We start from the raw sequence: 23751 nt of genomic DNA, 5'->3' as shown, positions 1-23751 counted from the left end.
AGCCAGTGAGTGGGCGTGACTGTGCTAAGATTGGCGCCATTCCCACCATCGGCAAAAGATCGACAACATAAGGATTGGTAAATGTCCCAGCAGTCCCGCGACCAACGTCTCGAGCAAATTAATGCCGCGCTTGCGCAGCGCATCCTGATCCTGGATGGCGCTATGGGGACGATGATCCAGAGGGAGAAGCTGGAAGAGGCCGATTACCGGGGTGAGCGCTTCGCCGACTTCCCACGCGATTTGAAAGGCAATAACGACCTGCTCAGCCTGACCCGCCCGGAGCTGATCGAAAAGATTCACAGGGAGTACCTTGAGGCGGGCGCGGACATTATCGAAACCAATACTTTTAACGCGACCCAGCTGTCCCAATCTGATTACGATATGGAACACCTGGTGGTAGAGATCAACCGGGCCTCCGCAGAGATCGCGCGCCGTGCAGCAGATGCACTCTCTACCCCAGAGCGCCCGCGCTGGGTAGCCGGGGTCATCGGCCCCACTTCCCGCACCGCCAGTATTTCACCAGACGTCAATGATCCAGGGGCACGCAATGTCACTTTCGATGAACTGGTAGAAAACTATGTAGAAGCGGGCCGTGCTTTGGTCGAAGGCGGCAGCGACCTGATCTTAATCGAAACCATTTTTGACACCCTCAATGCCAAGGCCGCTATCTATGCCATGCAGCAGCTCTTTGAGGAGCTGGGTTTCGAATTGCCAATTATGATTTCCGGCACCATTACCGATGCCTCTGGCCGCACCCTTTCCGGCCAAACGACTGAAGCTTTTTACAATTCCGTTGCCCACGCAAAGCCAATTTCTGTGGGGCTCAACTGTGCCCTGGGCGCCACCGAATTGCGCCCTTATGTGGAAGCCTTATCGGGCGCCTGTACCTCTAATGTCTCCGCCCACCCCAACGCGGGATTGCCCAATGAGTTTGGCGAATACGACGAAACCCCTGAGCAGACCGCCGCAATCGTAGCGGAATTTGCCCGCAGCGGATTTATTAATATCCTCGGCGGCTGTTGTGGCACCACCCCCGATCATATTCGTGCAATTGCCGACGCAGTGGCCGATATACCCCCACGACAGCAGCCGGAAATAAAACCTGCTCTGCGCCTGTCCGGACTGGAGCCATTTGTCGCCGATGAAAACGCCTTATTCGTCAATGTGGGCGAGCGTTGCAACGTCACTGGCTCCGCCCGATTTAAGCGCCTGATCCTTGAAGAGGACTACGACACCGCCCTGCAAGTGGCTGCCGCCCAGGTAGAGGATGGTGCACAGGTAATCGACTTCAATATGGATGAGGCGATGCTGGATGCCCTCGCCGCTATGCGCCGCTTCCTCAACCTTGCCGCTACCGAACCGGATATCGCCAAGGTGCCATTTATGGTGGACTCCTCCAAGTGGGAGGTGATCGAGGCCGGCCTGCAATGCATCCAGGGCAAGCCCATTGTGAACTCCATCAGCCTCAAGGAAGGCAAAGAGGAGTTTATCGAAAAGGCTCGACTGTGCCTGCGCTACGGTGCAGCTGTGGTGGTGATGGCTTTTGATGAAGATGGCCAGGCGGATACTTTCGAGCGCAAAATTGAGATCTGCAAGCGCAGCTACGATGTGCTGGTCGATGAAGTCGGCTTCGATCCCACCGATATTATTTTCGACCCAAATATTTTTGCTGTCGCCACCGGTATTGAGGAACACAATAATTACGCGGTGGACTTTATTGAGGCGTGCCGCTGGATTCGCGCAAACCTGCCCGGTGCCCAGATCAGTGGCGGCGTCTCCAATGTTTCCTTCTCTTTCCGGGGCAACAATCCGGTACGTGAAGCCATTCATTCAGTATTCCTGTTTCACGCTATTAAAGCCGGCCTGAATATGGGTATCGTGAACGCCGGGCAGCTGGCGGTCTACGACGAACTCCCAGAGGAGCTGCGGGAAAAAGTTGAGGATGTGATCCTCAACCGCAGCCCGGATGCCACTGAAGCCCTGCTGGAAATTGCCCCCAAATACCAAGGGGATGGCGGCGGTGCCACACGCAAAGAGGACCTTAGCTGGCGCCAATTGCCCGTGAAGGAGCGCTTGGCACACTCCCTTGTGAAAGGCATTAACAACTATATCGAGGAAGATACCGAAGAGGCCCGCGCAAGTTCCTCACGCCCACTGGATGTGATCGAGGGTCCACTGATGGACGGTATGAATATCGTCGGAGACCTGTTTGGCGAAGGGAAAATGTTCTTGCCCCAGGTAGTGAAATCCGCCCGGGTTATGAAACAGGCGGTAGCCTACCTACAACCCTATATTGAAGCGGAAAAAACCGAAGACAGCCGCTCCAACGGCCGTATCCTGATGGCCACTGTTAAAGGGGATGTGCACGATATTGGCAAAAATATTGTGGGCGTGGTGCTGGCCTGCAACAACTATGAAGTAATCGACCTCGGCGTGATGGTGCCAGCGGAAACCATTTTGCAAACTGCAAAGGAAAAGGAGTGTGACATTATCGGCCTGTCCGGCCTGATCACCCCATCCCTGGATGAAATGGTTCATGTAGCCGCCGAGATGGAGCGCCAGGGGTTTGATATCCCATTATTGATCGGCGGAGCCACTACCTCCAAAGCCCATACCGCCGTAAAAATTGATCCCCAATTCCATCGCAACCAGGTGGTGTATGTAGCCGATGCATCCCGCGCCGTAGGCGTGGCCAGCAGCCTGATTTCCAATGAGCTGCGCCCAGCCTTTGTGGAAAAAATCCAGGCAGAGTATGACAAGGTACGCACCCGCACCGCCAACCGCAAGCGCAATGACACCCGCTTAACCTACGAGGAAGCGCGGGATACTGCCCCGGAATTTGATTGGAAAAACTACCAGCCAGCACGACCCAACAAGCTGGGCCTTACCGTGATCGACGATTTCCCTCTGGAGAAACTGCTCGACACTATGGACTGGACACCTTTCTTTATTTCCTGGGATTTGGCGGGTAAATTCCCGGCAATCCTTGAAGACGAAATTGTGGGAGAAGCCGCTACCGATCTCTACGACAACGCCCAGCGCATGTTGAAAGAGATTATCGATAAAAAGCTATTGCGCGCACGGGCCGTATTCGGCCTATGGCCAGCCAATAGCGTCGGCGACGATATCATCGTCTACAAGGATGAAAGCCGCAGTGAGGAGCTGGCTCGCCTTCACCATATGCGCCAGCAGGTACAGAAACGCGGTGGCGATGGCCTGTGCCGCTCCCTGGCAGATTTCGTCGCGCCGCTGGAGTCCGGCCAAATAGACTATGTGGGCGGCTTCGCGGTTACCACTGGCATCGGCGCAGACGAGTTAGCAGACACCTACGAAGCCAAGCACGACGATTACAACGCCATTATGGTAAAGGCCCTGGCAGACCGTATGGCAGAGTCCTTTGCTGAGACACTGCACCGTTTGGTGCGAAAAGAATATTGGGGCTATGCCAAAGACGAAACCCTCAGCAATGAGGAGCTGATCAAGGAAGCCTACCAGGGCATCCGCCCAGCCCCGGGCTATCCAGCCTGTCCCGATCATTCGGAAAAAGCTACCCTGTTCAAATTGCTACAAGCGGAGCAAAATGCAGGCGTCAGCCTTACCGAGCACTTTGCCATGATGCCCGCAGCTGCGGTGAGCGGTTGGTACTTCGCCCACCCCCAGGCAAAGTACTTCAATGTGGGCAAGATCGGCAGGGATCAGTTGCAAAGCCTGGCTAAACGAAAAGGGGTCAGCGAACCGGAATTGGAGCGCTGGCTACGTCCCAACCTCGAGGAGTGAGCCTGTGGAAGATAATAATAAGAAAGCGAAAAAGCCCAATTTCGGCCAGGTGGTAGTCAGTACCCTGGCCGCCGCGATTGGCGTGCAGAGTGATAAAAACCGCGAAAGGGATTTTCAAAGTGGCAGTATTATGACGTACGTTATTGCCGGCGTTGTTTTTACCGCCGTATTTGTAATCGGATTGGCTCTAATTGTGAAAATAGTACTCGGCAATATGGGCTAAAAGCGCAGAGTGCTTTCCATCAGCTAGCAGCTATACAAATAAGCTGAGCGAAATGTCTATCGCTAATGCCCGGGACTACACAACTCCGGGCCAGCGGCGGGCTAGCGCGTGGCCACCCAAAAAACACAGGTGGCTACGAAAATTGCGACCAGTGCTACAGCAGCAATTGCATCCACTACATTATCGTCTTCAGAAACTACAGCTACTTCATCATTCATCGAATCTCTCCGATCGTTCTTTATTGTTATTTAAAGTAGTTGGGCCGCTGGATGCGGCAACCCAAGTAGAGCAAATCAAGTCATCAGTTGCAAGGCGGGGCCGGCAAACAACCTTACCTACCCAGCTGCCACTCTACGCCTGCCCGGAATAGAGAGCGATATGAAACCCTCCGGTGAGAGCCTGGCCAGTCTTAGCAACCTGTGTACGGCTGTTAACATCGACATTCAGATTGCCCCATTTATTTGGGGAAACTGACATAATTCCATTAACACCTTTGCCCTTGTTAACACTCGTCATATTGCAAAACACCACGGCTCCACCACCACTCTTGTTCGTCGCCAGAGAACCTGGACTCGGGCTTGAGCCATCGGAAATCAGAATATGTACATCGACAGTTTTACCACCCAGCGAGTTTTTTAGAATCCTATTGTTATGATCCAAACAAATATCAATGCCAAAAGTTAAGCCCTTGTACGAAAAAGTACTGTCACTTGCCTTGGTCGAAAAAGCATCATCTGTCTGATACTTATCATTGCCAACTTTATATTTCTTCAGCAGGAAATTGCCACCGGCCAGGATAGGAGCAATGCTCAAGTAAGATGCTGAAGAAAAACATCCACCACCTTTTGTGTAAGCAATAGTCCCTGCAACAATCAGAATGTTCGGGTACTGACGGGAAGCTCTGCGCAGGCCGGAATAAATATCACCCTTGGAGCCCTTGCTTAAAGAGTCGATGTGATTAGTTTTTGCTTTAGAGGCATACCCTGAAAAGTAATACTCCGGAGCAACCAACATCTTGATATATTTATCGTCGGAGTACTCTTGCATCATGGCCTTAGCGCGAGCCAACGCCCCCTCAAACACATCGAAATTACTGTTACTCACACCAGTAAACTTTGATGAGTCATCAAACTCAATCATCGCCGCAAGGATATCTTTAGCCATCCCGCTTACCTCTTATATTTTTTTAGGAATTCACTCACTGACTTACCTACTGACCAGCCTCATATGTGACTGGCGATTCGCACTTTATATCACCGCAAGTAAACTGAGAGGCGGTATCAATTCACAGCTAACCGAATTAGCGTCGATTTGCCAGGGCCCCGAAGTGGAGTCGCTACACTCAACAGGTAAGTTGCGGCTAAAAAACAGACAGGACGGCATAGATAGCCATTACTGCAACGCTCCTCGAATCTGCAACAACAGACAAGCATTATGCTGATAAATCTCTCTTATAACTGTTGGTTACAGATATAGCGGAAAATATTGTTATTTATTGCATAAGAGCGCTGGTATGTTATGCGCCAGCGGAGAATCGTCCGGGGCCCGCCCCTTTCTCCACCATCAGCGCACAAAGGCAATGGAATCAAGCTGTTATGTATCGATACGACGACCGGGACCGCGCCATCATCAACGATCGCGTAGCCCAGTTCCGCGGCCAAACGGAACGTTACCTTGCCGGCGAGTTGAGCGAGGAGCAATTCCTGCCGCTGCGCCTGCAAAATGGCCTCTATATTCAGCGACTGGCCCCCATGTTGCGTATTGCCGTTCCCTACGGCCTGCTCAACAGTGCCCAGTTACGCCGTCTCGCCCGCGTAAGCCGCGACTACGATAAAGGCTACGCCCACTTCACTACGCGCCAGAACCTCCAGTACAACTGGCCGCAGCTGGAAGATGTACCCGCTATTCTCGATGAGCTAGCGGAAGTGGAAATGCACGCGGTACAAACCAGCGGCAACTGTATCCGAAATACCACCTCGGACCCCTACGCCGGCATTGCGCTCGACGAGATTGCCGACCCGCGCCCCTACTGCGAGTTGATTCGCCAGTGGTCTACATTCCATCCGGAATTCGCTTTCTTGCCGCGCAAGTTCAAGATCGCGGTCAGTGGTTCAGAACAGGACCGCGCCGCCATCCGTGTACACGATATCGGTGTACAGATCGTCAAGCGCGGTGAAGAGATTGGCTTCCAGGTATTGGTAGGTGGCGGTCAGGGCCGCACACCGGTTATTGCCGAGACCATCCGCGACTTCCTGCCGGAAGAAGACCTGCTCTCTTACCTTGAAGCGATTGTCCGCGTTTACAACCAGCTAGGTCGTCGCGACAACAAGTACAAAGCGCGCATTAAAATTCTGGTCAAGGCCCTCGGCCCGGAAGAGTTCGGCCGCCGCGTGGAAGAAGAGTGGCAACATATTAAAGACGGCGCTGAAAAGTTAACCCAGGAAGCATTGGATTGGGCTAAATCCTTCTTCACAGCCCCAGAATATCGCAAGTTTGACGGATCAGCTGCTGAAGCTGCACTGCAACAACAAGCTGACAGCGACAAAGCCTTTGCCCGCTGGCTTGAACGCAACACCTACCCTCACCGGGTACCCGGTTATCGCGCGATTAAGTTGTCCACCAAACCCACTGGTGTACCCCCAGGTGATGTAACCGATGCCCAACTGGAGGCTCTTGCCGATCTAGCCGATACTTTTAGCTTTGGTGAAGCTCGGGTAACTCACGACCAGAATGTGGTACTCGCAGACGTCGAACAGGACAAACTGTTTGAACTCTGGCAACAGGCCCGCAAGCACGGCTTCGCCACACCGAATATCGGCACCCTGACCGATATGATTTGCTGCCCCGGCGGTGACTACTGCTCACTTGCCAACGCCAAGTCCATCCCGGTGGCCGAAGCCATCCAGCGTCGCTTTGACGATATGGACTACCTGTACGACCTGGGTGATCTCAACCTCAATATCTCTGGCTGCATGAATGCCTGTGGCCACCACCACGTGGGACATATCGGCATCCTCGGCGTCGACAAAAAAGGGGAAGAGTTCTACCAGATTCAGCTGGGCGGCAGTGCATCCAACGAGGCCAGCCTGGCCAAAGTATTGGGCCCCAGTTTCTCCCGCGCTGAAGTGCCAGACGTGATCAGCAAAATCCTCGACCTCTATGTCGAGCAGCGCCAAACGGAAGAGCCCTTTATCGACACCTACAACCGCATCGGCCTTCAGCCCTTCAAGGAGAGAGTTTATGCCAAAGCCAGCTAAACTGGGCCCACAGCCGGGCAACCCTGCAGAACTGATCATCGATGGTGAAGTAAAGACCAACGAATGGCAGCTGGTACCCCAACTGGAAGCTGGAGAGGAGTTGGACCCAAGCACCCTGCCCTCCGGCAAAATTATCCTGCCACTGCGACAGTGGCTGGCACATCGCGATGCGCTGTCATCCCGCAGTGACGAAGTCGGTGTTTGGCTGGACAGTGAAGAAGGTGCCGAGCAGATTGCGGAAAAAGCCGCCAAATTGCCGGTAATTGCCGTGCACTTCCCAGCATTTGCCGACGGTCGGGGCTTTACCGCCGGCCGTATGCTGCGCGAGCGCTACAGCTTTACCGGAGAGTTACGCGCAGTAGGCGGGTTTATGCGAGACCAGCTGACCTATTTACAGCGCTGCGGCTTCAATGCCTACGCATTTGAAGGCGAGCAGCCTCTGGCAAGCCTTAAAGACTCGATGAGCGATTTTGGCGATAGCTACCAAACAGGGGTCGACCAACCGCTGCCCATGTTCCGTCGCCGCTTCTAAAGCTCAATTTAGACCTCTGAATACTCAGAGGTCTAAATTTCCACTTCCATCACGCCTCCAGCCCCAATCCATTAAGTGCAAACTCCAAAGAGGGTTCCACCTCCTTGAGTTCTCGCCCGGATCGCAATACCGATGCTGTGCCATGCAGCAGGGTAATCAGGTACATAGCGCACTCCTCGGCACGCCGATCAAGCCCTATAGCCTGGGACTCTTTATCAAAACGAAACAAGTCAACCAGTTGCTTTACCGCTTCTGCGTCAGCAGCTTTTAAAGCGTCAATGGCATCAGAGGGCAAAGCGTCACCGGCAGTTTCTGATAATCCAAACGCCAGATAACAACCCCTCGGGGTTCCCTCCCCCGCTTGCCCTTTAACGGTAGCCAACAAATAACTATGCAATCGCTGCCGTAACGGCACTCCCTCTTCCGTCAGGAACTGCATACGATCTTTGGCATATCTATCCAGGTATTGCCCCAATGAAAGAACAAACAGTTTCTCTTTATTGCCAAAGGAAGAATACAGACTTGGCTTGTTAATCCCCATAGCCTTGGTCAGGTCCGCCATTGAGGCGCCCACATAGCCCTTTTTCCAAAAGACTTTCGTTGCTGATTCCAACGCATGCGCCTTATCAAACTCCGGCTTGCGTCCCGCCATTGGCAATCTCCCAAAAATTGTTTTGACAATATTGTACCGATCGGTAAGACTTAGCTCAAACCTTACCGATCGGTACAATATTAATCAACCCTTCACAGGAGAACAGAATTGAGCATTTCAATCGAAGGAAAAACTGCCCTTGTAACTGGAGCAAACCGCGGAATTGGCAAGGCAATTGTCGAGCGCTTTCTTGACGGTGGCGCAAAAAAAGTCTATCTGGCCGTTCGCAACCCAGAGACAACGACAGAGCTGACAGAAAAATATGGCGACAAAGTAATCACATTGGAACTCGATGTGGCAAAAGCCCAAAGTGTAGGGGCGGCGGCAAAGGCGATTCAGGAATTGGATATTCTGGTGAACAATGCCGGGGTACTTGCGCCCGCAGACCCGCTTAGCGACCATGTAGAGGACTCTCTTAAGCAGGAACTGGAAGTGAATACCTTTGGGCTTGTCCGTGTAGCCAAAGCATTCACCCCCCATTTGGAAAAGAGCAAAGGCGCCCTGGTACAAATGAATTCGGTAGTATCCTTGCGTACCTTCCCACACGTTAGCACCTACTCCGCATCCAAAGCCGCCAGCTACGCAATTACCCAGGCACTTCGAGAAACGCTTCAGGAGCGAGGCGTACAAGTATTGAGTGTTCACCCCGGCCCCATCAAAACAGATATGGCCAAACAGGCTGGGCTGGAGGACGGAGAATCCCCCTGTGCAGTGGCTGAGGAAATTGTTGGCGCGCTAAAAAATGGGGATTTTCACCTCTTCCCGGATGCCATGTCGCAGACTTTTGAAGCCGCTTATCAGAGCTTCTCTGATTCGGTGATCACCGCAGACCTTAGCGAATAACACGACCGAAGATTGTCTGAGTAAGAAGTAACACAAGCCTCGAAGGAACCCGATCTAGGGTTCTTTCAAGAGGCTGGAAAATTCCTCTGAAGCCATAACGGGTACAAACTCAGTGATCGTAAAAGTCGACGCTCCATGTTTTGTGAAAGGGTCTTCTTCCAAAACCTTTCGCAGCACTTCCTCAGAGGGATGACGTGAAATAATTATCGCGCCAGTTCTAGGCTCTTTCGCCCCCCCAAAAAGCAGGTCTCCCGATTTATAGTGTCCCTCCAGGTAGCTCACATGCTCCGCCATTAACTCTGGGGTCAGTTTTTTAAGATCCGGGAAATTCAAGTTCACTAAAAACATAACATCTCCCCCCCTCCTTAGGGGCTATATATCAACTCTTTACACCACTTTAAGCTTGCAGAAATAACCTCCACCAAACTAATAGATAGCTAATCTTTCCACCTTGGCGGTAGAGGATAATCCCCAAGTAGTAGTTTAAATGGAAACCATCGGAGATTGATGATCGGGTATCATTTAATTTAATGGTGCCATCACGTATCTTTCTTTAGGCAATAGTGCTAAATAGACGATACTTCAGATTAATCAAGTTGCATGTGGCCTGAAGAGCTTCATCTGCCTTCCAGGCTATGGTATCCCCCTCAAAGCCACATACCAAACTCCCCTCAAAACATTTGGGGATTAATGAGATGGCACTCCCTCTTTGGGCTCACTCTTAAGACTGTTAATGCGAGCTCATTTTTAGAAGGTGTAAAAACTGTTCAGAGGCCATAACAGGCTCAAATTCGATTAGCGAATAAACTGCCACTCCACTTTCTATAAAAGGGTCCTTATCAAGCACTCTCTGCAATGCTTCTTCAGTGTTGTGACGAGAAACAATAATCCCACCAGTCCTGGGATTTTTCCTTCCTCCAAAGAGTAAACTTCCAAACTTGTACTCCCCCTCCAGATAAAGCCTATGCTTCGCAGTCAGCTCTGGGGTTAGCTTTTCCAAATCCTTAAAATGCATATCCACTAAAAACACACCCATTCCCTCTTCTCTAAAAATACCATAAAATTGCTACTGATTTCGTAGCAACTGTAACGCTACTAATTTAGAAGCGCAAGAACCATGGCAACTCCTCTACCGAAAAAAACTGTCCGAGGCTCGACTAGCGGCATAGCCATCATGGCTGTATTCGATCTGCTCGGGCGAAAATGGAGTATGAGAATACTGTGGGAACTGAGGAGCACACCCCGGAGCTTCAGGGAACTCCAAGCCCAGTGTGATGCCATGTCCCCTTCGGTACTAAATACAAGAATCAAACAGTTGAGCGAAGCTAAATTGATTAATAAGTGTACGAATGGATATCAACTGACAGATCTGGGAGTTTCGTTAATGGAAACCCTTGATCCGCTGAGGGAATGGGCTAATAACTGGGAGGAATCCCTCAAGGCCTAATGGACACTCTCTAAAAGCCAAAACCCAAGAGCCTTGCAGCCTAGATGCCGCTGGGTTCTTAGAGGCAGGCCAACTATCGCGACAAAATGGACTGAACCGATGGGGCAGTCTCATTATCACTCGCATCATGCGCTAGCGAAAACGAATAATATTAATCGCCGCGCAAATCAAATCTACGAATAATTCTGCCAAACAATGCACCTGCTAACCATCAAGGGTAAAGGAGGGGTCAATCTCTTTAGAAGCCACCAAACCACTGCTCTTAAGGGCACCCTTATGAGTTACCTTTTTGTGCCCGTAAGTAGCGAGTCATGGGGATTGCAGGGAGATAAATTGAGAGAAATGTGATTTTCAGAAGTTTCCTCAACCCAAAAACAGCTGTGCGCTGCATCCCCTACTTTTGATTGTTAAGGTCACATTTCTGGCATTTTTTCAAATTTTTGTAATTTCGGGTCCATATAGTCCCAAGATGCACCACTACCAGCATATACCACCATTGTCGGGTTGAATTGCTCCAGGTCATGAAGACTTCCAGCGCGGATAAATTCAAACTGCGGCATACCGCTATTTTCCGCATAAATATGCGAACCGCAGCGAGGGCAAAAACCTCTCCTTACTGTATTGCCGCTATCTGTCTGCTTCTCATGAAATGCAAGATCGCCGCTAATGGCTAAGCTTCCGCGAGGAATAGCAATGTTAGCGATGTGTCCAGCCCCGCTAATTTTCTGACAATCTGTACATTGGCAATGACCCGCCATTACCGGCTCTTCAGAGCAAGAATAACTAATATAACCGCACAGGCATTCTCCAGATATTTTGGACATAAATTTTCCCGGTTACTTACGAAGTTGAAGTAACCTTAGCCTAAATCAATAACTTCAACTTCGCAAGTAACTAGGCTAGTATTTCATTTTCTGGCAGTAAGAGTGTGAGCATGAGTCCTGATAATCAATTTTTACGTTCGGGATGCCCTATCGTGAACGGACTGGACGTATTCGGCGATAAGTGGACATTAGTTATTCTAAGAGACTTACTGTGTGGTAAAGAGACCTATAGCGAGCTAGCTGACTCACCAGAGAAAATACCAACCAACAGACTCGCAGAAAGATTAAAAATGCTAGAAGCAGAGGGAATGTTGGTGAGGGTACAATATCAATCAAAGCCTAAGCGATATAAGTACCTGCTAACACAGAAAGGCAAGGATGTCTTACCGATTCTTCAGGCAATCGCCAAATGGGGAAATACATATTTTGAAGGCTCATGGATTCCCCCGAAGTGGTTTATGGAAACCTAACCCTTTGATTCGGGGCCAGAAGCGCAACAATTCCGCAGGACAAAGCTAAGCTGAAAATTTAGCAATAACAGCAACTTTTATGCATTTTTACTCCGAAATTGCTCTCCATAAATGGCCAGAAGCTTATGATATTGACTTTGCCTGTTATGCCCCCCCAATCTCATTAAGAAACCCTCCTGAATCACTAACGAACCTGGCGGCAGTTGATACTAAGAATATACTTTTTTACTGGAACACTTTTGCCCCTAAGGGCCCGGCAGCTCAGTGCCGCCAGACTCTATGGATCAGCTCAACTATAGAGACAAAATAGACTGAACCGCTGCGACAACCTCATTATCACTCGCATCATGTGCTAATGAAAACGAATGATATTCATCGCCCCGCAGACCAAATCTGCGATCAATTTCAGCCAAACAGTGCACCTGTTCACCATCAACGATAAAGGAGAGTTCAATCTCTTTTGAATTCAACAAGCCACTACTCTTAAACTCTATCTCCTGGTAGCATCCAGACAGGGAGACAAAATTGCTTCCACGCAAATGCCCCTTTTCAACATCCGCTTTTACCATTTTAAAGCCACTTTCCTCGATCATGGAAAGTACCTTCTCTACAACGGGTAAAGGTCTTATCCGCAAGGGATCCCTGTCTTTCGGATCCAGCGCAAAATCAATATCCAGGGAAGTTTCCAGCCACACATAGCTTTTATTTCTACGGGTGTTTAAAACAGTAACTGGCGTCTCTTCATGCAACGCCAACTGAAAAGGAACTTCCCGGCTCTCTCCAGCGCCAATAGTGAAAGGGTCCTGTACCTGTAATTCATTCAGTACAAAACGCTCATGGCTTACCCCTTCATCGGTCTCCACCTTGATCTCGGTGCAGAGCTTTAAACTTATAGCATCCACCTGCTGGTCGATATCACCACCAATGATATGGATAGCCCCTTCAATGATTCCACCCTGAACTTGCTCAGAGTTTTGTAGAACTGTATCAACTTTAGCTGCACCAATACCTATTGACGCTTTGAGTTTTTGAAACATAGACATACTTGGGGTACTCACCTAACCAAACAACCTAGCCTTAAAATATGGACTTTAACCTATTTCTTAGCCCAATAAATAGAGTCCAACATTAACACAAATCCAATTTAGGTAATACCAGGCCCAATAAGTTCATTTATATCTTGAACTTCTACATAAATAATTGATAACACCTATACCTACCTCTACCAGGTTCAGGGAGAGCTTGCCTGATTAAAAAGAGATATTTTTATTACACATTTCCCCCAACAGTAAAAAATTTAATGCTTGAATAAGACCACTTACTTTTTCTGAATGTGTCATTTTTCGTTGGAATATCGGCAAAATCCTAACTGTTGTTAAGAAAATTCCAGCAGTACCATAGTATCTGAGCCCTATTTATACCGAAGAAGTAAAAATATGATCAGAAATAATTTCAAAATCACACCTTCTCACACCTACATCATGCTGCAAGGGCTAGACCACTATCTGCAGCATCAGAAGTCGATAACAAACCAAAGGTAGATTGTAAGTTTAAATCTGCAAATTGAGACTCTCCATCTCAGCCACTACGTATAGAAACTCCATCTACAGAAAATTGAGAATAATCAATTTAGGGTACTCCTATTCACTTAGAGCCCCCTAGAAACATTTCTCAAACCATTAAGCAAGGTTATGCACATTTTAATTATTTACGATGGAAAACCGGGCCATCTCAGTCCTTCTCTGGGGCTATACCAGCTACTCTCCCGCCACTCCAAGGGCAAATATTCTTATGAAATCACCACCAGTAAACCAGTTTTAAAGGCCCTAAATAAACCAATAAGACTATTGACTCGACATCTCGCCAGAAACGCACACAAATTTATCATGCTCTTTCACAGAAATCCCTCCTTCAAAAGAAAACCAGATCTAATTATTTCCTTTGGTGGGAATAGCGTTGCTGCGAACGTTGCACTAACCCAAAAAACACAATGCATGAATATTGCCATAGGAAATATTTACAGCTTCAGGAAAACCGACTTCTCTCTAACCCTATCTACCAAAGAGGACATTAAGAAATCTAGGCAATACCTTCCATTTAGCCGCATAGATGTAAATTTATGCGAAGCATTGGGCGACAACTTAAAGAAGAAACACCACAAACCCTTTTATACTTTACTTATCGGAGGCAATGGAAGCGGCTATAAATACACACGGAAGGATTATATAGATTTGATAGAAGAGCTAAAAAAAATAGCGATCTATCAAAATATTTCATGGCTAATTAGCACCTCAAGAAGAACCCCTAAATATGTGGCTGAGCTAATTGAAAGCAACATGCCATTTGATACATGCTTCAACTTGCTAGATTATGAGGCCCCCAATGCCAGCCTCGAAGAAATACTCGGTGCAAGTGAAGCTGTCTTTATAACCGAAGACAGTTCATCAATGATTTCTGAGGCCCTTGCCCTATCTAAACCTATATATACTTTAGTCCCCCAAGAGAATAACATCTACGGAGCCCACAAAACTCTCATCAATAAACTTTACAGTGAAACTTATATAAAGAGGATGGAGATTTTCGAACTGGCCAAGACCTTTAATGATTCTCTATCAAAAGATTTCAACTTAGATTATGGATACCATTCTAAAGCAAGATACGATGAAATTATCTCTGCGCTTGACATCAGCAGCAATGGTAGGTGAGCGATCTCAACCCCTTAAATTGACCATCATGACGACAGGGACTTTAACACAAAGATCTATTGATATATAACCTGAGACAAACTTTTAACGGCAAGAGATCCTGCACATTCAAACTAGTCAATTGCAGTAGCAAAAACTACTAGCAGAAAATAATATTCTCTCTAGCCTCACCAAGCGAGTAGAACTTCATCAAAAGCCAACCTAAATTTTAATCTATACATCAACTGCCAACTCACAATTAAAAATACCGTTCTAAAAAATACAAGCAAGTATTTTGCGTGGAGAGCCAACCCCACACCACCCTGCACGCTGTTAAAATGAGCCCATATCTTCCAGAGACCTTCTCAACAACCCCTTAATATAGTTGATGCGGCCTCCAAATTTAATTATTTCAATTTCTTCTTGAGAAAGGTCATTTTCCAACCAAATCTTAATACCTTTAGTCACATTTCTCAGCTCTAGTATCTTGTTACCCCCTGTACAGCTTGAAAGATCATAAAATTGAAGTTGATCATCTTTACTAAAGGCGTCAAAATCGCTTGGATTACAAAATGTTAAAATGAGAATTCCGTGGTCAATAAGATTCTTGCGATAGAGTCCAGCTACACTTTTGGCTATGACGCAGCGCACTCCCAAGTATCGCAGTGTAATTGAGGCATGCTCCCGGCTCGACCCATGACCTAAACTGTTGCCGGCAATAAGAAATATATCCTCCTTGGCGCTCAAAGCCCGCTGATAAAAAGATTCATCTACATTTGAAAAAGCAAAGCGGCTTAACTCTGGGACATTTGACCAATAAGGCAAAGCATCCGCACCTCCGGGAATAATATCATCGGTTGAGACATTATCCTCCAGCTTTAAAAGAGCTGGGCCTTCGATCACACTTAACATTTTTTCCAGAACTGGCAAAGGCTTGATGTTGGGGCCCTTTCTCACCTCAACTTTCACTGGTATTTCCTGCGGTGGCTCCAATAGTGATCGCATATCCATTAGATGTTCAGGCTCTTCAAATACCGGATAATCCATGTCTAAATTTCTGGGGTCAGTTATTTTTCCTTTCAGGGCGCTGGCCGTCGCAGTCTCTGGGCTGCATAAATAGACGCTATCTTCTTTGGTTCCCGAACGCCCAGGGAAATTTCTCGGCACAGTTCTAAGACTATTGTGCCCGCTAGCTGGGGCTTGCCCCATACCGATACAGCCACCACAGCCGGTTTCATGCAAGTAAGCCCCTGCACCAAGCAGTTTTTCAAGGTCACCATTATGAGTCAGCTCATGAAGTAGTTGGCGCGACGCGGGATTAATATCTAAAGAAATCTCGTGCGGTACAAAGAGACCATTTACCATCCGGGCGGGAATAGAAAAATCACGCAACCCAGGGTTAGCCGAAGAGCCGATATAGCTCTGAGAAACTGGCCTACCCTCAACTTCACGAACTTTAACAACCTTATCCGGCCGCGAGGGGCAAGCGATCATTGGTTCAATTTTCGATAGATCTAAAGTTGCAACCTCATCATAGGTTGCATCCTTATCGGCAAGCAACTCGACAAAGTCGTTCTCGCGCGACTGCTGCCGCAAGAAAAGCCTCACTTGATCATCAGCAGGAAAGACACTTGTTACGGCCCCCATTTCCTGCCCCATATTGGCGATTACGTGACGATCCATTGCTGTAAGGTTTGCCAATCCAGGGCCGTGATATTCAACAATCTTGTTCCAGCAACCTCTCAATGTATATCTACGTACAAGCTCCAAAATAACATCTTTAGCGCTTACCCATGGCTGTAGCTCCCCCTCGAAACGCACCCCCAAAATAGTTGGCATTACCAGAGAAAGCGGAAATCCCATCATTGCAAGCGCAACCTCAATTCCTCCGGCTCCTATTCCTAACATACCTAACGAGCCAGCAGCACATGAGTGGCTATCCCCACCTAAAAGGGTTTTACCGGGGATACCAAAACAAGCCATATGGACAGGATGACTAATACCATTTCCTGGTCGCGAGTACCATATCCCGTAGTTTCGACAGGAACTTTGCAGGAACACGTGGTCATCACCATTCTTATGGTCTGCCCTCAATACATTGTGATCCACATACTGAGCGCATATTTCTGCTTTCACCTGCCTCGCCCCCAAAGCTTCAAGCTCCAACATCACTAACGTGCCGGTAGCATCCTCACTGAGGACTTGGTCAATTTTAAGCTCGATAACACTTTGGGGAGCCATATTCCCTTTGACCAAATGACTTTCAATTAACTTTCTAGCTACGTTTAGGCCTGTCATTAAGTTACACTAACGAACTCTAATACTTACCCACCTAGACAACTTATTGGCCTAGCAATTCTGTTTTCGTTATCGACATAACTAGAAATAACGTATTAGTATAAATAAATATCCATTAGAATAATTAAATATATTTAGAAGCTTAAATCAAAGAAACTATTTTTATCTAAAACATGCACACCCAACAGCCTTCACAGCAACTCAAACCGCCTCATACGATAGAAAACTTCACCTTTCGGCACTACCAGATTGCTTGTCCCGTACAAACATCAAGAAGAATTACCCTGGCTGAATGTCATATATAGAGAAATACTCAACATAAGCATGTTAATATTCAGTTAATAGGAAATTCCAGCAGGATATTCGGAATTGAAAGTTTTACTTCTACCAGGACTTGATGGAACAGGAACACTGTTTTCAGGTTTGATTAAGGCACTACCAAAACAATGGACAACCGAAACTATCTGCCTTTCCAAGCTCCCAGGGGATAGTTACCTGGCTCAAGCTCAATCAATCGCCAAGAGCTATCTCAATGAGAAGACTTACATTATTGCTGAATCCTATTCAGGACGAATTGCATATGAGTTATCCCTCTTAGCTCCCGAGAAAATTTTAAGCATTACCTTTATAGCTAGCTTTATAAGCTCTCCTTCGCTTCTATCCAAGGCAGCACAACTAGCTCCAATCTCGCTTATAGACTGCCCATCTTTAACCAAAATCACACTAAATTTTTTTGGTTTCAATGGCAAAGGCAGTGACATACTCATTGACAGCACCTATAACGCCCTACTAAACACCAACAGAGGCAAACTAAAGCAAAGGCTTCACAATACCGCCTCGATTTCCCAACCATCCCAAAGATTGGAAATCCCTGCCGTCTACATCCGCCCGGATAGAGATCGACTTGTAAGTAAAAAAGCTGTCATCGATATATCTGCGATATACATCAACCTCAATGTCATTGATATTCCTGGTGGGCACTTTATTGCTCAGGCACACCCCAACAAAGTCGCGAGAATTATTATGAATTTTGCAGAAGGATTATTGCTACCCTAACTTGCCTCTCAATTAACGATCATATGGCGAGCAATTCCACAAATAATCTCGCCTTAGAATCTAAACTGATATTCGTTCATAAAGTACCTCTTACCAATCTCGCTTCCCACAAAATCCTCGGAGTTAACAGTGAGCAATAGAGAGCATATTTCCTTTCTAGAACCAATAAAAAATCCGCCTGCTTACTCAATGGATAAAGAAAATAGAAAATTAGAACTTAAACTTGATGTACAGTACGAAAAGAATAACATTTTCAGTTTTTACAAAACCCATGACACACCAACCTGGACCCGTGTATTTTCATCATCAATCACTCAAGAAGCAGGTTTCACACTTACAGGCCCTACCATTGAAATTCGCGCTGATAGCCACCTTACTATCCAGACAAACAACCTGCTGCCAGAGGAAGACCCCCTTAATACACCCGCTACAATAAACTTCCCCCATGAGTTCAATACCTACAACTTACATACTCACGGGCTCCACGTCTCCCCAGAATCTCCGGCCGACAATGTCTGCATGAAGATCAAACCAGGGGAAAGTTATACCTACGAATACGACATTCCCAAGGACCAACCCCCAGGACTCTACTGGTACCACCCCCATAAGCACGGCTCTGTCGCTATACAAGTCGGCAGCGGGATGGCAGGTGCCCTAATCGTAAGAGATGAATTTGACGATGAACTTGAGGCAATGGGAGTTAAGGAACATATTCTTGTCTTCCAGAATATTGCCGTAGATGAGCACGGAAAAGTAGAGGATCAACACCAGGTCGCTAAGTTCCCAGATAGTGAATACTGTATTACCGTTAACGGGCAATACTGCCCTATCATTCATGCAACGGTGGGTGAGCTTCTCAATCTGAGACTTCTCAATGCTACCACCAGGACATCGATAGATATCGATTGCCCTTGGTTCGCGCAAATGTATATCTACGGGTTTGATGGAAACCCTACTGATGACTACCGCCTACAAGACGGAGTAAGCCTGGGCCCCGCTAATCGAGCCTCCCTTTTCTTAAAAATCAGTGAAGCCGCCACTCCGGGAGCTCATTTTTACATTTACAATAATGCGATTGAGTTCCAACAAATGCCGCATTATAAGTACCATAACAACAGTCCACTTTTTGTTATTGCCATTGCCCAGGGGGAGGAAATCGGAACGGCAATCTATGCCCCCAGCAAACCACCCGCCCGATGTGCACCCCCACCCTTCCCCAGCAGTTTTAAAGTGGACTTACTGAAACCTATTACAGATGATGAGATCACCAATACACGTCGACTCACTTTCCAGGCCAACACGCTTGATGACCCCCAAAAATATTATCGCGGGCTGAATGTCAGTATTGACCATTCACCATTCGAAGGGTGTGAAGTGGTTAATCATTACGTAGAGCTTGATGCAGTAGAGGAGTGGACCTTGGTTAATGAAAGTGAATTCCCCCACCCAATCCATATTCATGTAAATCCGTATTATGTTATCGAGGTGGTTGGAGAAGACCCCATGCACCACACACTCAAACTACCGTTTTGGTGCGACACCTTTCAAGTACCGCCCCATGGACATGTCAAATTCCGTACTCGTTTCAAAGATTTTACCGGAAAGTATCCTCTGCATTGCCACTTACTTTATCATGAGGATGGGGGTATGATGCAACATGTTAAAGTTGTCAAAGATGCCTCTGAGATTCCAAAATAGCCCACTTATCTAACCAGTCATTGAATGCAAGGATCGTTAAAGTCCCGTAAGAACTAACACTTACTGGGGGCCACTTTTTGCGGGTCATGTAACTTGGGCGGAGTTGCATTACCACAATGCTTACTCAACCAATCGCAAGCATGGATAATATCCTTTGCAAGGCCACTGATTGCATTCTGATTGAGATGAGGGCGAACAACAATTCTCAGAGAGTTTACAGACTGAGCGTTTGGCGGCATCGAATAGGCAGAAAGAACCCATCCCCGCTCACGTACTTTATTGGATACATCATATTCATTAAAATTTTTATATTTTTTATTCAGGGTCATGGCAACAACTGGGATTCTCTGGGTTTTATTCATTATTTCAAAGTACCCACTGGCCACCAGAAGTTGACGAAGAGTCTGCGCATTTTCCAAGGTGTGCTGCATAATCTGCCTGTACCCCTCATAGCCTAGACGTATAAAATTGTAATACTGGTAGGCAACCGGCGATGCATTTCGGCTGAAGTTCAATGTGGCTGTAGGCATCTCCCCACCCAGGTAATTCACATAGAACATCAAGTCTTCATCAAAAACTGCTTTTTCACGAAAAATTATCCACCCCAATCCCGGCGGCACCAAGCCAAACTTGTGCCCGGAGGCATTGATAGATTTCACTCTTGGCAAACGAAAATCCCATTTATAATTCGGGTAGAGAAATGGATTAACAAATCCTCCCGACGCCCCATCAATATGCATAGGGATATCGTTTCCTGTTCTCTCTTCATACTTATCCAACCAGTTTTGAATTGCCCTAAATGCATCATCCTCACCGGTAAAGGTTTGCCCGGCGATAGCGACAACAGCGATGGTATTCTCATCGACCAATTCATCCAGATGTTCACTGGTAAAGCGGTAATGACCAGGCTTTAACGGTGCTATGCGCGGCTCCACATCAAAGTAGCGCATAAATTTGTCCCAAACGATCTGCACATTGGCTCCGGTAACCAGGTTAGGTTTTGAGCCGTCTTTGCCAGCTTGCTGCCTCTTCTTACGCCAATTCCACTTGTGCGCCAAACCAGCCAACATGCAGGCCTCTGACGAGCCTATGGTCGCTGCGCCGTATGGCTCTACTCCCTTAGGTCCATTCCAGAGGTTGTGTAACCAGCGAACCATTCGCGCTTCCATCGCAAACAGCTGTGGATACATGTCATGATCAATATAGTTCTTCAGATAATGTTTCTTAGCGACCTCAAATGCTTCTGACTCAGTAAAAGTTGTGACAAACGAAGATAAGTTCATCGCAGGCTTTGCGTCAGCCCAGGTTTCACTGGTTACAATAGCCTCGGCAGCCTCTGCTGAAATACTACACCGGGGAAAGTGCTTTTCTGGAATATCTTCATTGTATTCGTCAAAGAACCTATCAAATGGAGATTGCTCTTTCACTACCTACCTCCGGCTCACTCATCAATATCAGAAAATGACTGCTGTTGATGGCCACCCTCCCCCCGCCAGGAGGGATTGTGAAAATAGAAAATTAACAAGGGAACGGTGATCGCTATAGCAATTCCACCCAGGTTGAGAGCAACATAAGTTACAGGATTTTTTATCGTGAGCTGTTCTGGCGGGAAAAATGAAACTACCAAGGCAAAAACAACGGAAATTAAGCCTATTCCGGCAACAATACAAACCCCTGGCAGCCCTCCCGGGATACGAAAACTTCTGGGTAAGTCTGGTTGCGTGATCCGCAATCGAATAACCGCAGCAAACATCATTATGTACATAATGATGTATAAGCTAATAGCCATCACTGAAATTAAAACAAAAGCTGTAGATACATTATCCATTAAAATGTAAATGGACGAGATTGCTGCTACCACTACAAACTGTGCGAGGAGAATATTTTTTTGTACACCCACCCGGTTTTCTCGCTGAAACCAGGGCGGCAACATCCCATCCTGGGCCGTAGCCAGTAGCCCTCGACTGGGGCCAGCCAACCATGCCAAGGCACCACTTAGTGCACCATAGCCAATTAGCCAGGAAAGTGCTTGCACGGGCCATTGAATCCCAAGTAGCTGCCCAAAAGCTCTTTCGTAAGCTGTAAATAAGCCAGTTTCTACAGATATCTCTTTATAGGGCAAAATTGCAGCAATAGAGAGTGCGCCGAGAGTGAACACCAGGATGGAAATAACGGCGGCGATGGCAATTACAGCTGGATATCCTCGACGGGTATCACGTAGTTCCGACACATGCGTGGCCTGTGCTTCCACTCCAGCAAAGGCAAGTAAAATACCCCCGAGAAAAGCAATTGCCCCCAAACCGTTAATATGGGGAAACCAGCGCGGGTGATCATAACCATCCCGACGCACTGCTACTTCCGGGTCGGTCAAGGTCTCCCAGCCAATAGGATTACCACTCACCACCCACCAAACAGCCAGGACAATCAAAATCAAACAGGGAAATACGATACCCACCAGAAATCCAAACTGTGCCACTTTTACCAGAAAACGGGTTCCGGTAAGGGCAATCAGTGTCGCTAGCAAATAGGCAAGAATGCAAAACCCACCGATATAGTAGGTATTCTGGGCGATGGTATTATCGCCCACCGCATAAGCCACCGCCGCTGCGGCAAAACCCAACTCTGTGGGATACCAAACAATGCACTCGATCCATTGCAACCATATAGCGACAAAACCCACCTTCGGGGTGAAGGCCTCACCAACCCAGGTATAGACACCCCCAGTGCGCTCTGAAAAGGCGCTGCCAAGTTCTGCCGACACGAGCCCTGCAGGAATCAAGAACAACAATGCCGCAAAGCCGATATAGAAAAACATCGTCAGTTCTTCTTGCGCCATCATCGGCAGGGTGCGCAAGCTGGTAACGACCGTTGCGGCAGTTAGGAGCCCGAGAGCAGCCACAGAAAACATCTTTCTGTTGGCAATATCCGGGGTGCTCGATGCACTGCTCCCTTTTGGTCTCACTGATGGGACCTCCCTGGAGTGCAATATTTTTGCGGCAGTACAAAGAAGCAAAGCCTATCGTGGGAGTCTGCGGGATAGATGGGATAACAGAGGTGCCGCTACCAAGGCATAAGCCGCCCTTTTAGCAACGGACTTATGGAAACATAGAATTCATAGCAAGTCGGTGCCCACATTATCTTTCACCCAAGGAGAAATCGGCTAGGGCACCGGTATGTGGCAGTTAGCCTGGAACCCCATGTTTGGTGTAGATATCGAAGCGGCCGGATTTCCCCTCCAAGGAAAGGTTCGGCTTCATATCAGCCAAATAGGGGGCAAGCTTAGGGCGCTTAACTACTGTACGGTAGTAGCAGGCCACCAAGGCAGGGCTCAATAAGCTATCCGCATCCTCATCAATCCCAACCAAATGATGGAAGGCCGCCATTTCCTTTTTGACCTTGGCAGCTTTCCCCCGCGCAGGGAACATCGGATCCAGATAAATAACAGGGATGGATTCCTCCGATTGCAGCGCGAGCCACTCTGACGCCGCCGTACAGCAATCCACCAAGCTCATTCGCTCAGAAATTGCAGCCAACTCAATATCCCCGACAGACGCCTGTCGCAGCCGGCGTATTCCATCTTTCAGCAATTGGAAAACAACCGGGTTGCGCTCCAGCATCTGCACCTCACATCCCAGCGCCGCCAGAACAAAAGCATCTCTACCCAAACCAGCGGTGGCATCGAGGACTTTGGGATGGAAGCCAGAACGCAGACCAACAGCTTTTGCTACTGGTTGAGCTTTACCGCCGCCATACTTGCGGCGATGAGCAAGTGTTCCAGAAACAAAGTCCACCCATACTGGCCCGGCTGCCTTACGCCCGGTCGCACATAACTGCAGTTGCTCTCCGAGACACAACACTTGGGGAAAGTCGACCACATCAGCAGGAGAAATAGCTCCAAGGAGGGGGTAATCTAACTGAGCGGATAGTTCTTCCGCTGCGGAAACATATTCTGGCGCCGCAGCGACAATAGCCAACGATGGACTCACCTGC

At 47.9% G+C, this 23751-nt stretch carries 20 protein-coding genes; 10 read left to right on the top strand and 10 right to left on the bottom strand.

The genetic code is table 11. The features are described 5' to 3' along the window. Nucleotides 1-81: 81 nt before the first annotated feature. Nucleotides 82-3777 (top strand): methionine synthase, encoded by a 3696-nt coding sequence (gene metH / locus ACG1BZ_RS10060; RefSeq protein ID WP_413665507.1) that lies wholly within the window; start codon nt 82-84, stop codon nt 3775-3777. Between the two features lie 4 nt (nt 3778-3781). After that, nucleotides 3782-4000, top strand: a complete 219-nt coding sequence (locus tag ACG1BZ_RS10055; RefSeq protein WP_413665506.1) for a DUF2970 domain-containing protein — start codon at nt 3782-3784, stop codon at nt 3998-4000. A gap of 351 nt (nt 4001-4351) precedes the next feature. On the opposite strand, the gene ACG1BZ_RS10050 is transcribed toward ACG1BZ_RS10055, so the two are convergent. Beyond that, complete coding sequence (locus tag ACG1BZ_RS10050) at nt 4352-5164, bottom strand: hypothetical protein (RefSeq protein ID WP_413665505.1); 813 nt, start codon at nt 5162-5164, stop codon at nt 4352-4354. Nucleotides 5165-5595: 431 nt separating this feature from the next. On the opposite strand from ACG1BZ_RS10050, the gene ACG1BZ_RS10045 reads away from it, so the two are divergent. Next, nucleotides 5596-7257, top strand: coding sequence for a nitrite/sulfite reductase (locus tag ACG1BZ_RS10045; protein WP_413665504.1), 1662 nt, complete (start codon nt 5596-5598; stop codon nt 7255-7257). Further along, complete coding sequence (locus ACG1BZ_RS10040; protein WP_413665503.1) at nt 7241-7789, top strand: DUF934 domain-containing protein; 549 nt, start codon at nt 7241-7243, stop codon at nt 7787-7789. The genes ACG1BZ_RS10045 and ACG1BZ_RS10040 overlap by 17 nt, the downstream gene beginning before the upstream one ends. Nucleotides 7790-7838: 49 nt before the next feature. On the opposite strand, the gene ACG1BZ_RS10035 is transcribed toward ACG1BZ_RS10040, so the two are convergent. Continuing rightward, nucleotides 7839-8441: a TetR/AcrR family transcriptional regulator gene (locus ACG1BZ_RS10035; RefSeq protein ID WP_413665502.1), complete on the bottom strand. Its 603-nt coding sequence runs from the start codon at nt 8439-8441 to the stop codon at nt 7839-7841. A 108-nt stretch (nt 8442-8549) separates the two neighbouring features. On the opposite strand from ACG1BZ_RS10035, the gene ACG1BZ_RS10030 reads away from it, so the two are divergent. After that, nucleotides 8550-9284 carry an SDR family oxidoreductase gene (locus ACG1BZ_RS10030; protein WP_413665501.1) on the top strand — a complete coding sequence of 245 codons (735 nt, stop codon included), beginning with the start codon at nt 8550-8552 and terminating at the stop codon, nt 9282-9284. Nucleotides 9285-9338: 54 nt separating this feature from the next. On the opposite strand, the gene ACG1BZ_RS10025 is transcribed toward ACG1BZ_RS10030, so the two are convergent. Both ACG1BZ_RS10025 and ACG1BZ_RS10020 read right to left on the bottom strand, forming a co-directional pair. After that, nucleotides 9339-9632: a YciI family protein gene (locus tag ACG1BZ_RS10025; RefSeq protein ID WP_413665500.1), complete on the bottom strand. Its 294-nt coding sequence runs from the start codon at nt 9630-9632 to the stop codon at nt 9339-9341. A 382-nt stretch (nt 9633-10014) separates the two neighbouring features. Then, nucleotides 10015-10320 (bottom strand): YciI family protein, encoded by a 306-nt coding sequence (locus ACG1BZ_RS10020; RefSeq protein ID WP_413665499.1) that lies wholly within the window; start codon nt 10318-10320, stop codon nt 10015-10017. 81 nt (nt 10321-10401) lie between these two features. Between ACG1BZ_RS10020 and ACG1BZ_RS10015 the strand changes: the two genes are divergently transcribed. Continuing rightward, a complete protein-coding gene (locus ACG1BZ_RS10015) occupies nt 10402-10731 on the top strand; it encodes a winged helix-turn-helix transcriptional regulator (RefSeq protein ID WP_413665498.1) in 330 nt (109 codons plus the stop codon). Between the two features lie 413 nt (nt 10732-11144). Here ACG1BZ_RS10015 and ACG1BZ_RS10010 read toward each other — a convergent pair whose 3' ends face one another. Next, nucleotides 11145-11555: a GFA family protein gene (locus ACG1BZ_RS10010; RefSeq protein ID WP_413665497.1), complete on the bottom strand. Its 411-nt coding sequence runs from the start codon at nt 11553-11555 to the stop codon at nt 11145-11147. A 110-nt stretch (nt 11556-11665) separates the two neighbouring features. Here ACG1BZ_RS10010 and ACG1BZ_RS10005 point away from each other — a divergent pair, with 110 nt between their 5' ends. Then, nucleotides 11666-12025, top strand: a complete 360-nt coding sequence (locus ACG1BZ_RS10005; RefSeq protein WP_413665496.1) for a winged helix-turn-helix transcriptional regulator — start codon at nt 11666-11668, stop codon at nt 12023-12025. 293 nt (nt 12026-12318) lie between these two features. Here the strand turns inward: ACG1BZ_RS10005 and ACG1BZ_RS10000 are convergent, their stop codons facing one another. Then, nucleotides 12319-13068: a sporulation protein gene (locus ACG1BZ_RS10000; protein WP_413665495.1), complete on the bottom strand. Its 750-nt coding sequence runs from the start codon at nt 13066-13068 to the stop codon at nt 12319-12321. 648 nt (nt 13069-13716) lie between these two features. Here ACG1BZ_RS10000 and ACG1BZ_RS09995 point away from each other — a divergent pair. Then, nucleotides 13717-14730: an ELM1/GtrOC1 family putative glycosyltransferase gene (locus ACG1BZ_RS09995; protein WP_413665494.1), complete on the top strand. Its 1014-nt coding sequence runs from the start codon at nt 13717-13719 to the stop codon at nt 14728-14730. A 312-nt stretch (nt 14731-15042) separates the two neighbouring features. Here ACG1BZ_RS09995 and ACG1BZ_RS09990 read toward each other — a convergent pair whose 3' ends face one another. Further along, nucleotides 15043-17007: an aconitate hydratase gene (locus ACG1BZ_RS09990; RefSeq protein WP_413665493.1), complete on the bottom strand. Its 1965-nt coding sequence runs from the start codon at nt 17005-17007 to the stop codon at nt 15043-15045. A 369-nt stretch (nt 17008-17376) separates the two neighbouring features. On the opposite strand from ACG1BZ_RS09990, the gene ACG1BZ_RS09985 reads away from it, so the two are divergent. Continuing rightward, nucleotides 17377-18063 (top strand): alpha/beta fold hydrolase, encoded by a 687-nt coding sequence (locus tag ACG1BZ_RS09985; RefSeq protein WP_413665492.1) that lies wholly within the window; start codon nt 17377-17379, stop codon nt 18061-18063. A 129-nt stretch (nt 18064-18192) separates the two neighbouring features. After that, nucleotides 18193-19761, top strand: coding sequence for a multicopper oxidase family protein (locus ACG1BZ_RS09980; RefSeq protein ID WP_413665491.1), 1569 nt, complete (start codon nt 18193-18195; stop codon nt 19759-19761). A gap of 53 nt (nt 19762-19814) precedes the next feature. On the opposite strand, the gene ACG1BZ_RS09975 is transcribed toward ACG1BZ_RS09980, so the two are convergent. The 3 genes from ACG1BZ_RS09975 to ACG1BZ_RS09965 all read right to left on the bottom strand — a co-directional run bounded on the left by ACG1BZ_RS09975 (nt 19815) and on the right by ACG1BZ_RS09965 (nt 23747). Next, on the bottom strand, nt 19815-21188 hold the full coding sequence (locus ACG1BZ_RS09975) for a glutamate decarboxylase (RefSeq protein ID WP_413665490.1): 1374 nt from the start codon (nt 21186-21188) through the stop codon (nt 19815-19817). Between the two features lie 14 nt (nt 21189-21202). Next, nucleotides 21203-22723, bottom strand: coding sequence for an amino acid permease (locus ACG1BZ_RS09970; protein WP_413665489.1), 1521 nt, complete (start codon nt 22721-22723; stop codon nt 21203-21205). Between the two features lie 220 nt (nt 22724-22943). Then, nucleotides 22944-23747 (bottom strand): class I SAM-dependent methyltransferase, encoded by an 804-nt coding sequence (locus tag ACG1BZ_RS09965; protein ID WP_413665488.1) that lies wholly within the window; start codon nt 23745-23747, stop codon nt 22944-22946. Between the last annotated feature and the right edge of the window lie 4 nt (nt 23748-23751).

Origin of the sequence: Microbulbifer sp. CNSA002 (assembly GCF_047324085.1) — a bacterium.
Taxonomy (GTDB): Bacteria; Pseudomonadota; Gammaproteobacteria; order Pseudomonadales; family Cellvibrionaceae; genus Microbulbifer.
This window is presented reverse-complemented; position numbering and strand designations above follow the sequence as displayed.

Bases quoted from the DNA above. Each gene is read 5' to 3' on its own strand.
- ACG1BZ_RS10050 (WP_413665505.1), bottom strand. From the start codon at position 5,164: ATGGCTAAAGATATCCTTGCGGCGATGATTGAGTTTGATGACTCATCA.
- ACG1BZ_RS10005 (WP_413665496.1), top strand. From the start codon at position 11,666: ATGAGTCCTGATAATCAATTTTTACGTTCGGGATGCCCTATCGTGAAC.
- ACG1BZ_RS10040 (WP_413665503.1), top strand. From the start codon at position 7,241: ATGCCAAAGCCAGCTAAACTGGGCCCACAGCCGGGCAACCCTGCAGAA.
- ACG1BZ_RS10020 (WP_413665499.1), bottom strand. From the start codon at position 10,320: ATGGGTGTGTTTTTAGTGGATATGCATTTTAAGGATTTGGAAAAGCTA.
- metH (WP_413665507.1), top strand. From the start codon at position 82: ATGTCCCAGCAGTCCCGCGACCAACGTCTCGAGCAAATTAATGCCGCG.
- ACG1BZ_RS10010 (WP_413665497.1), bottom strand. From the start codon at position 11,555: ATGTCCAAAATATCTGGAGAATGCCTGTGCGGTTATATTAGTTATTCT.
- ACG1BZ_RS10000 (WP_413665495.1), bottom strand. From the start codon at position 13,068: ATGTCTATGTTTCAAAAACTCAAAGCGTCAATAGGTATTGGTGCAGCT.
- ACG1BZ_RS10045 (WP_413665504.1), top strand. From the start codon at position 5,596: ATGTATCGATACGACGACCGGGACCGCGCCATCATCAACGATCGCGTA.
- ACG1BZ_RS10035 (WP_413665502.1), bottom strand. From the start codon at position 8,441: ATGGCGGGACGCAAGCCGGAGTTTGATAAGGCGCATGCGTTGGAATCA.
- ACG1BZ_RS10015 (WP_413665498.1), top strand. From the start codon at position 10,402: ATGGCAACTCCTCTACCGAAAAAAACTGTCCGAGGCTCGACTAGCGGC.
- ACG1BZ_RS10025 (WP_413665500.1), bottom strand. From the start codon at position 9,632: ATGTTTTTAGTGAACTTGAATTTCCCGGATCTTAAAAAACTGACCCCA.
- ACG1BZ_RS09990 (WP_413665493.1), bottom strand. From the start codon at position 17,007: ATGACAGGCCTAAACGTAGCTAGAAAGTTAATTGAAAGTCATTTGGTC.
- ACG1BZ_RS09995 (WP_413665494.1), top strand. From the start codon at position 13,717: ATGCACATTTTAATTATTTACGATGGAAAACCGGGCCATCTCAGTCCT.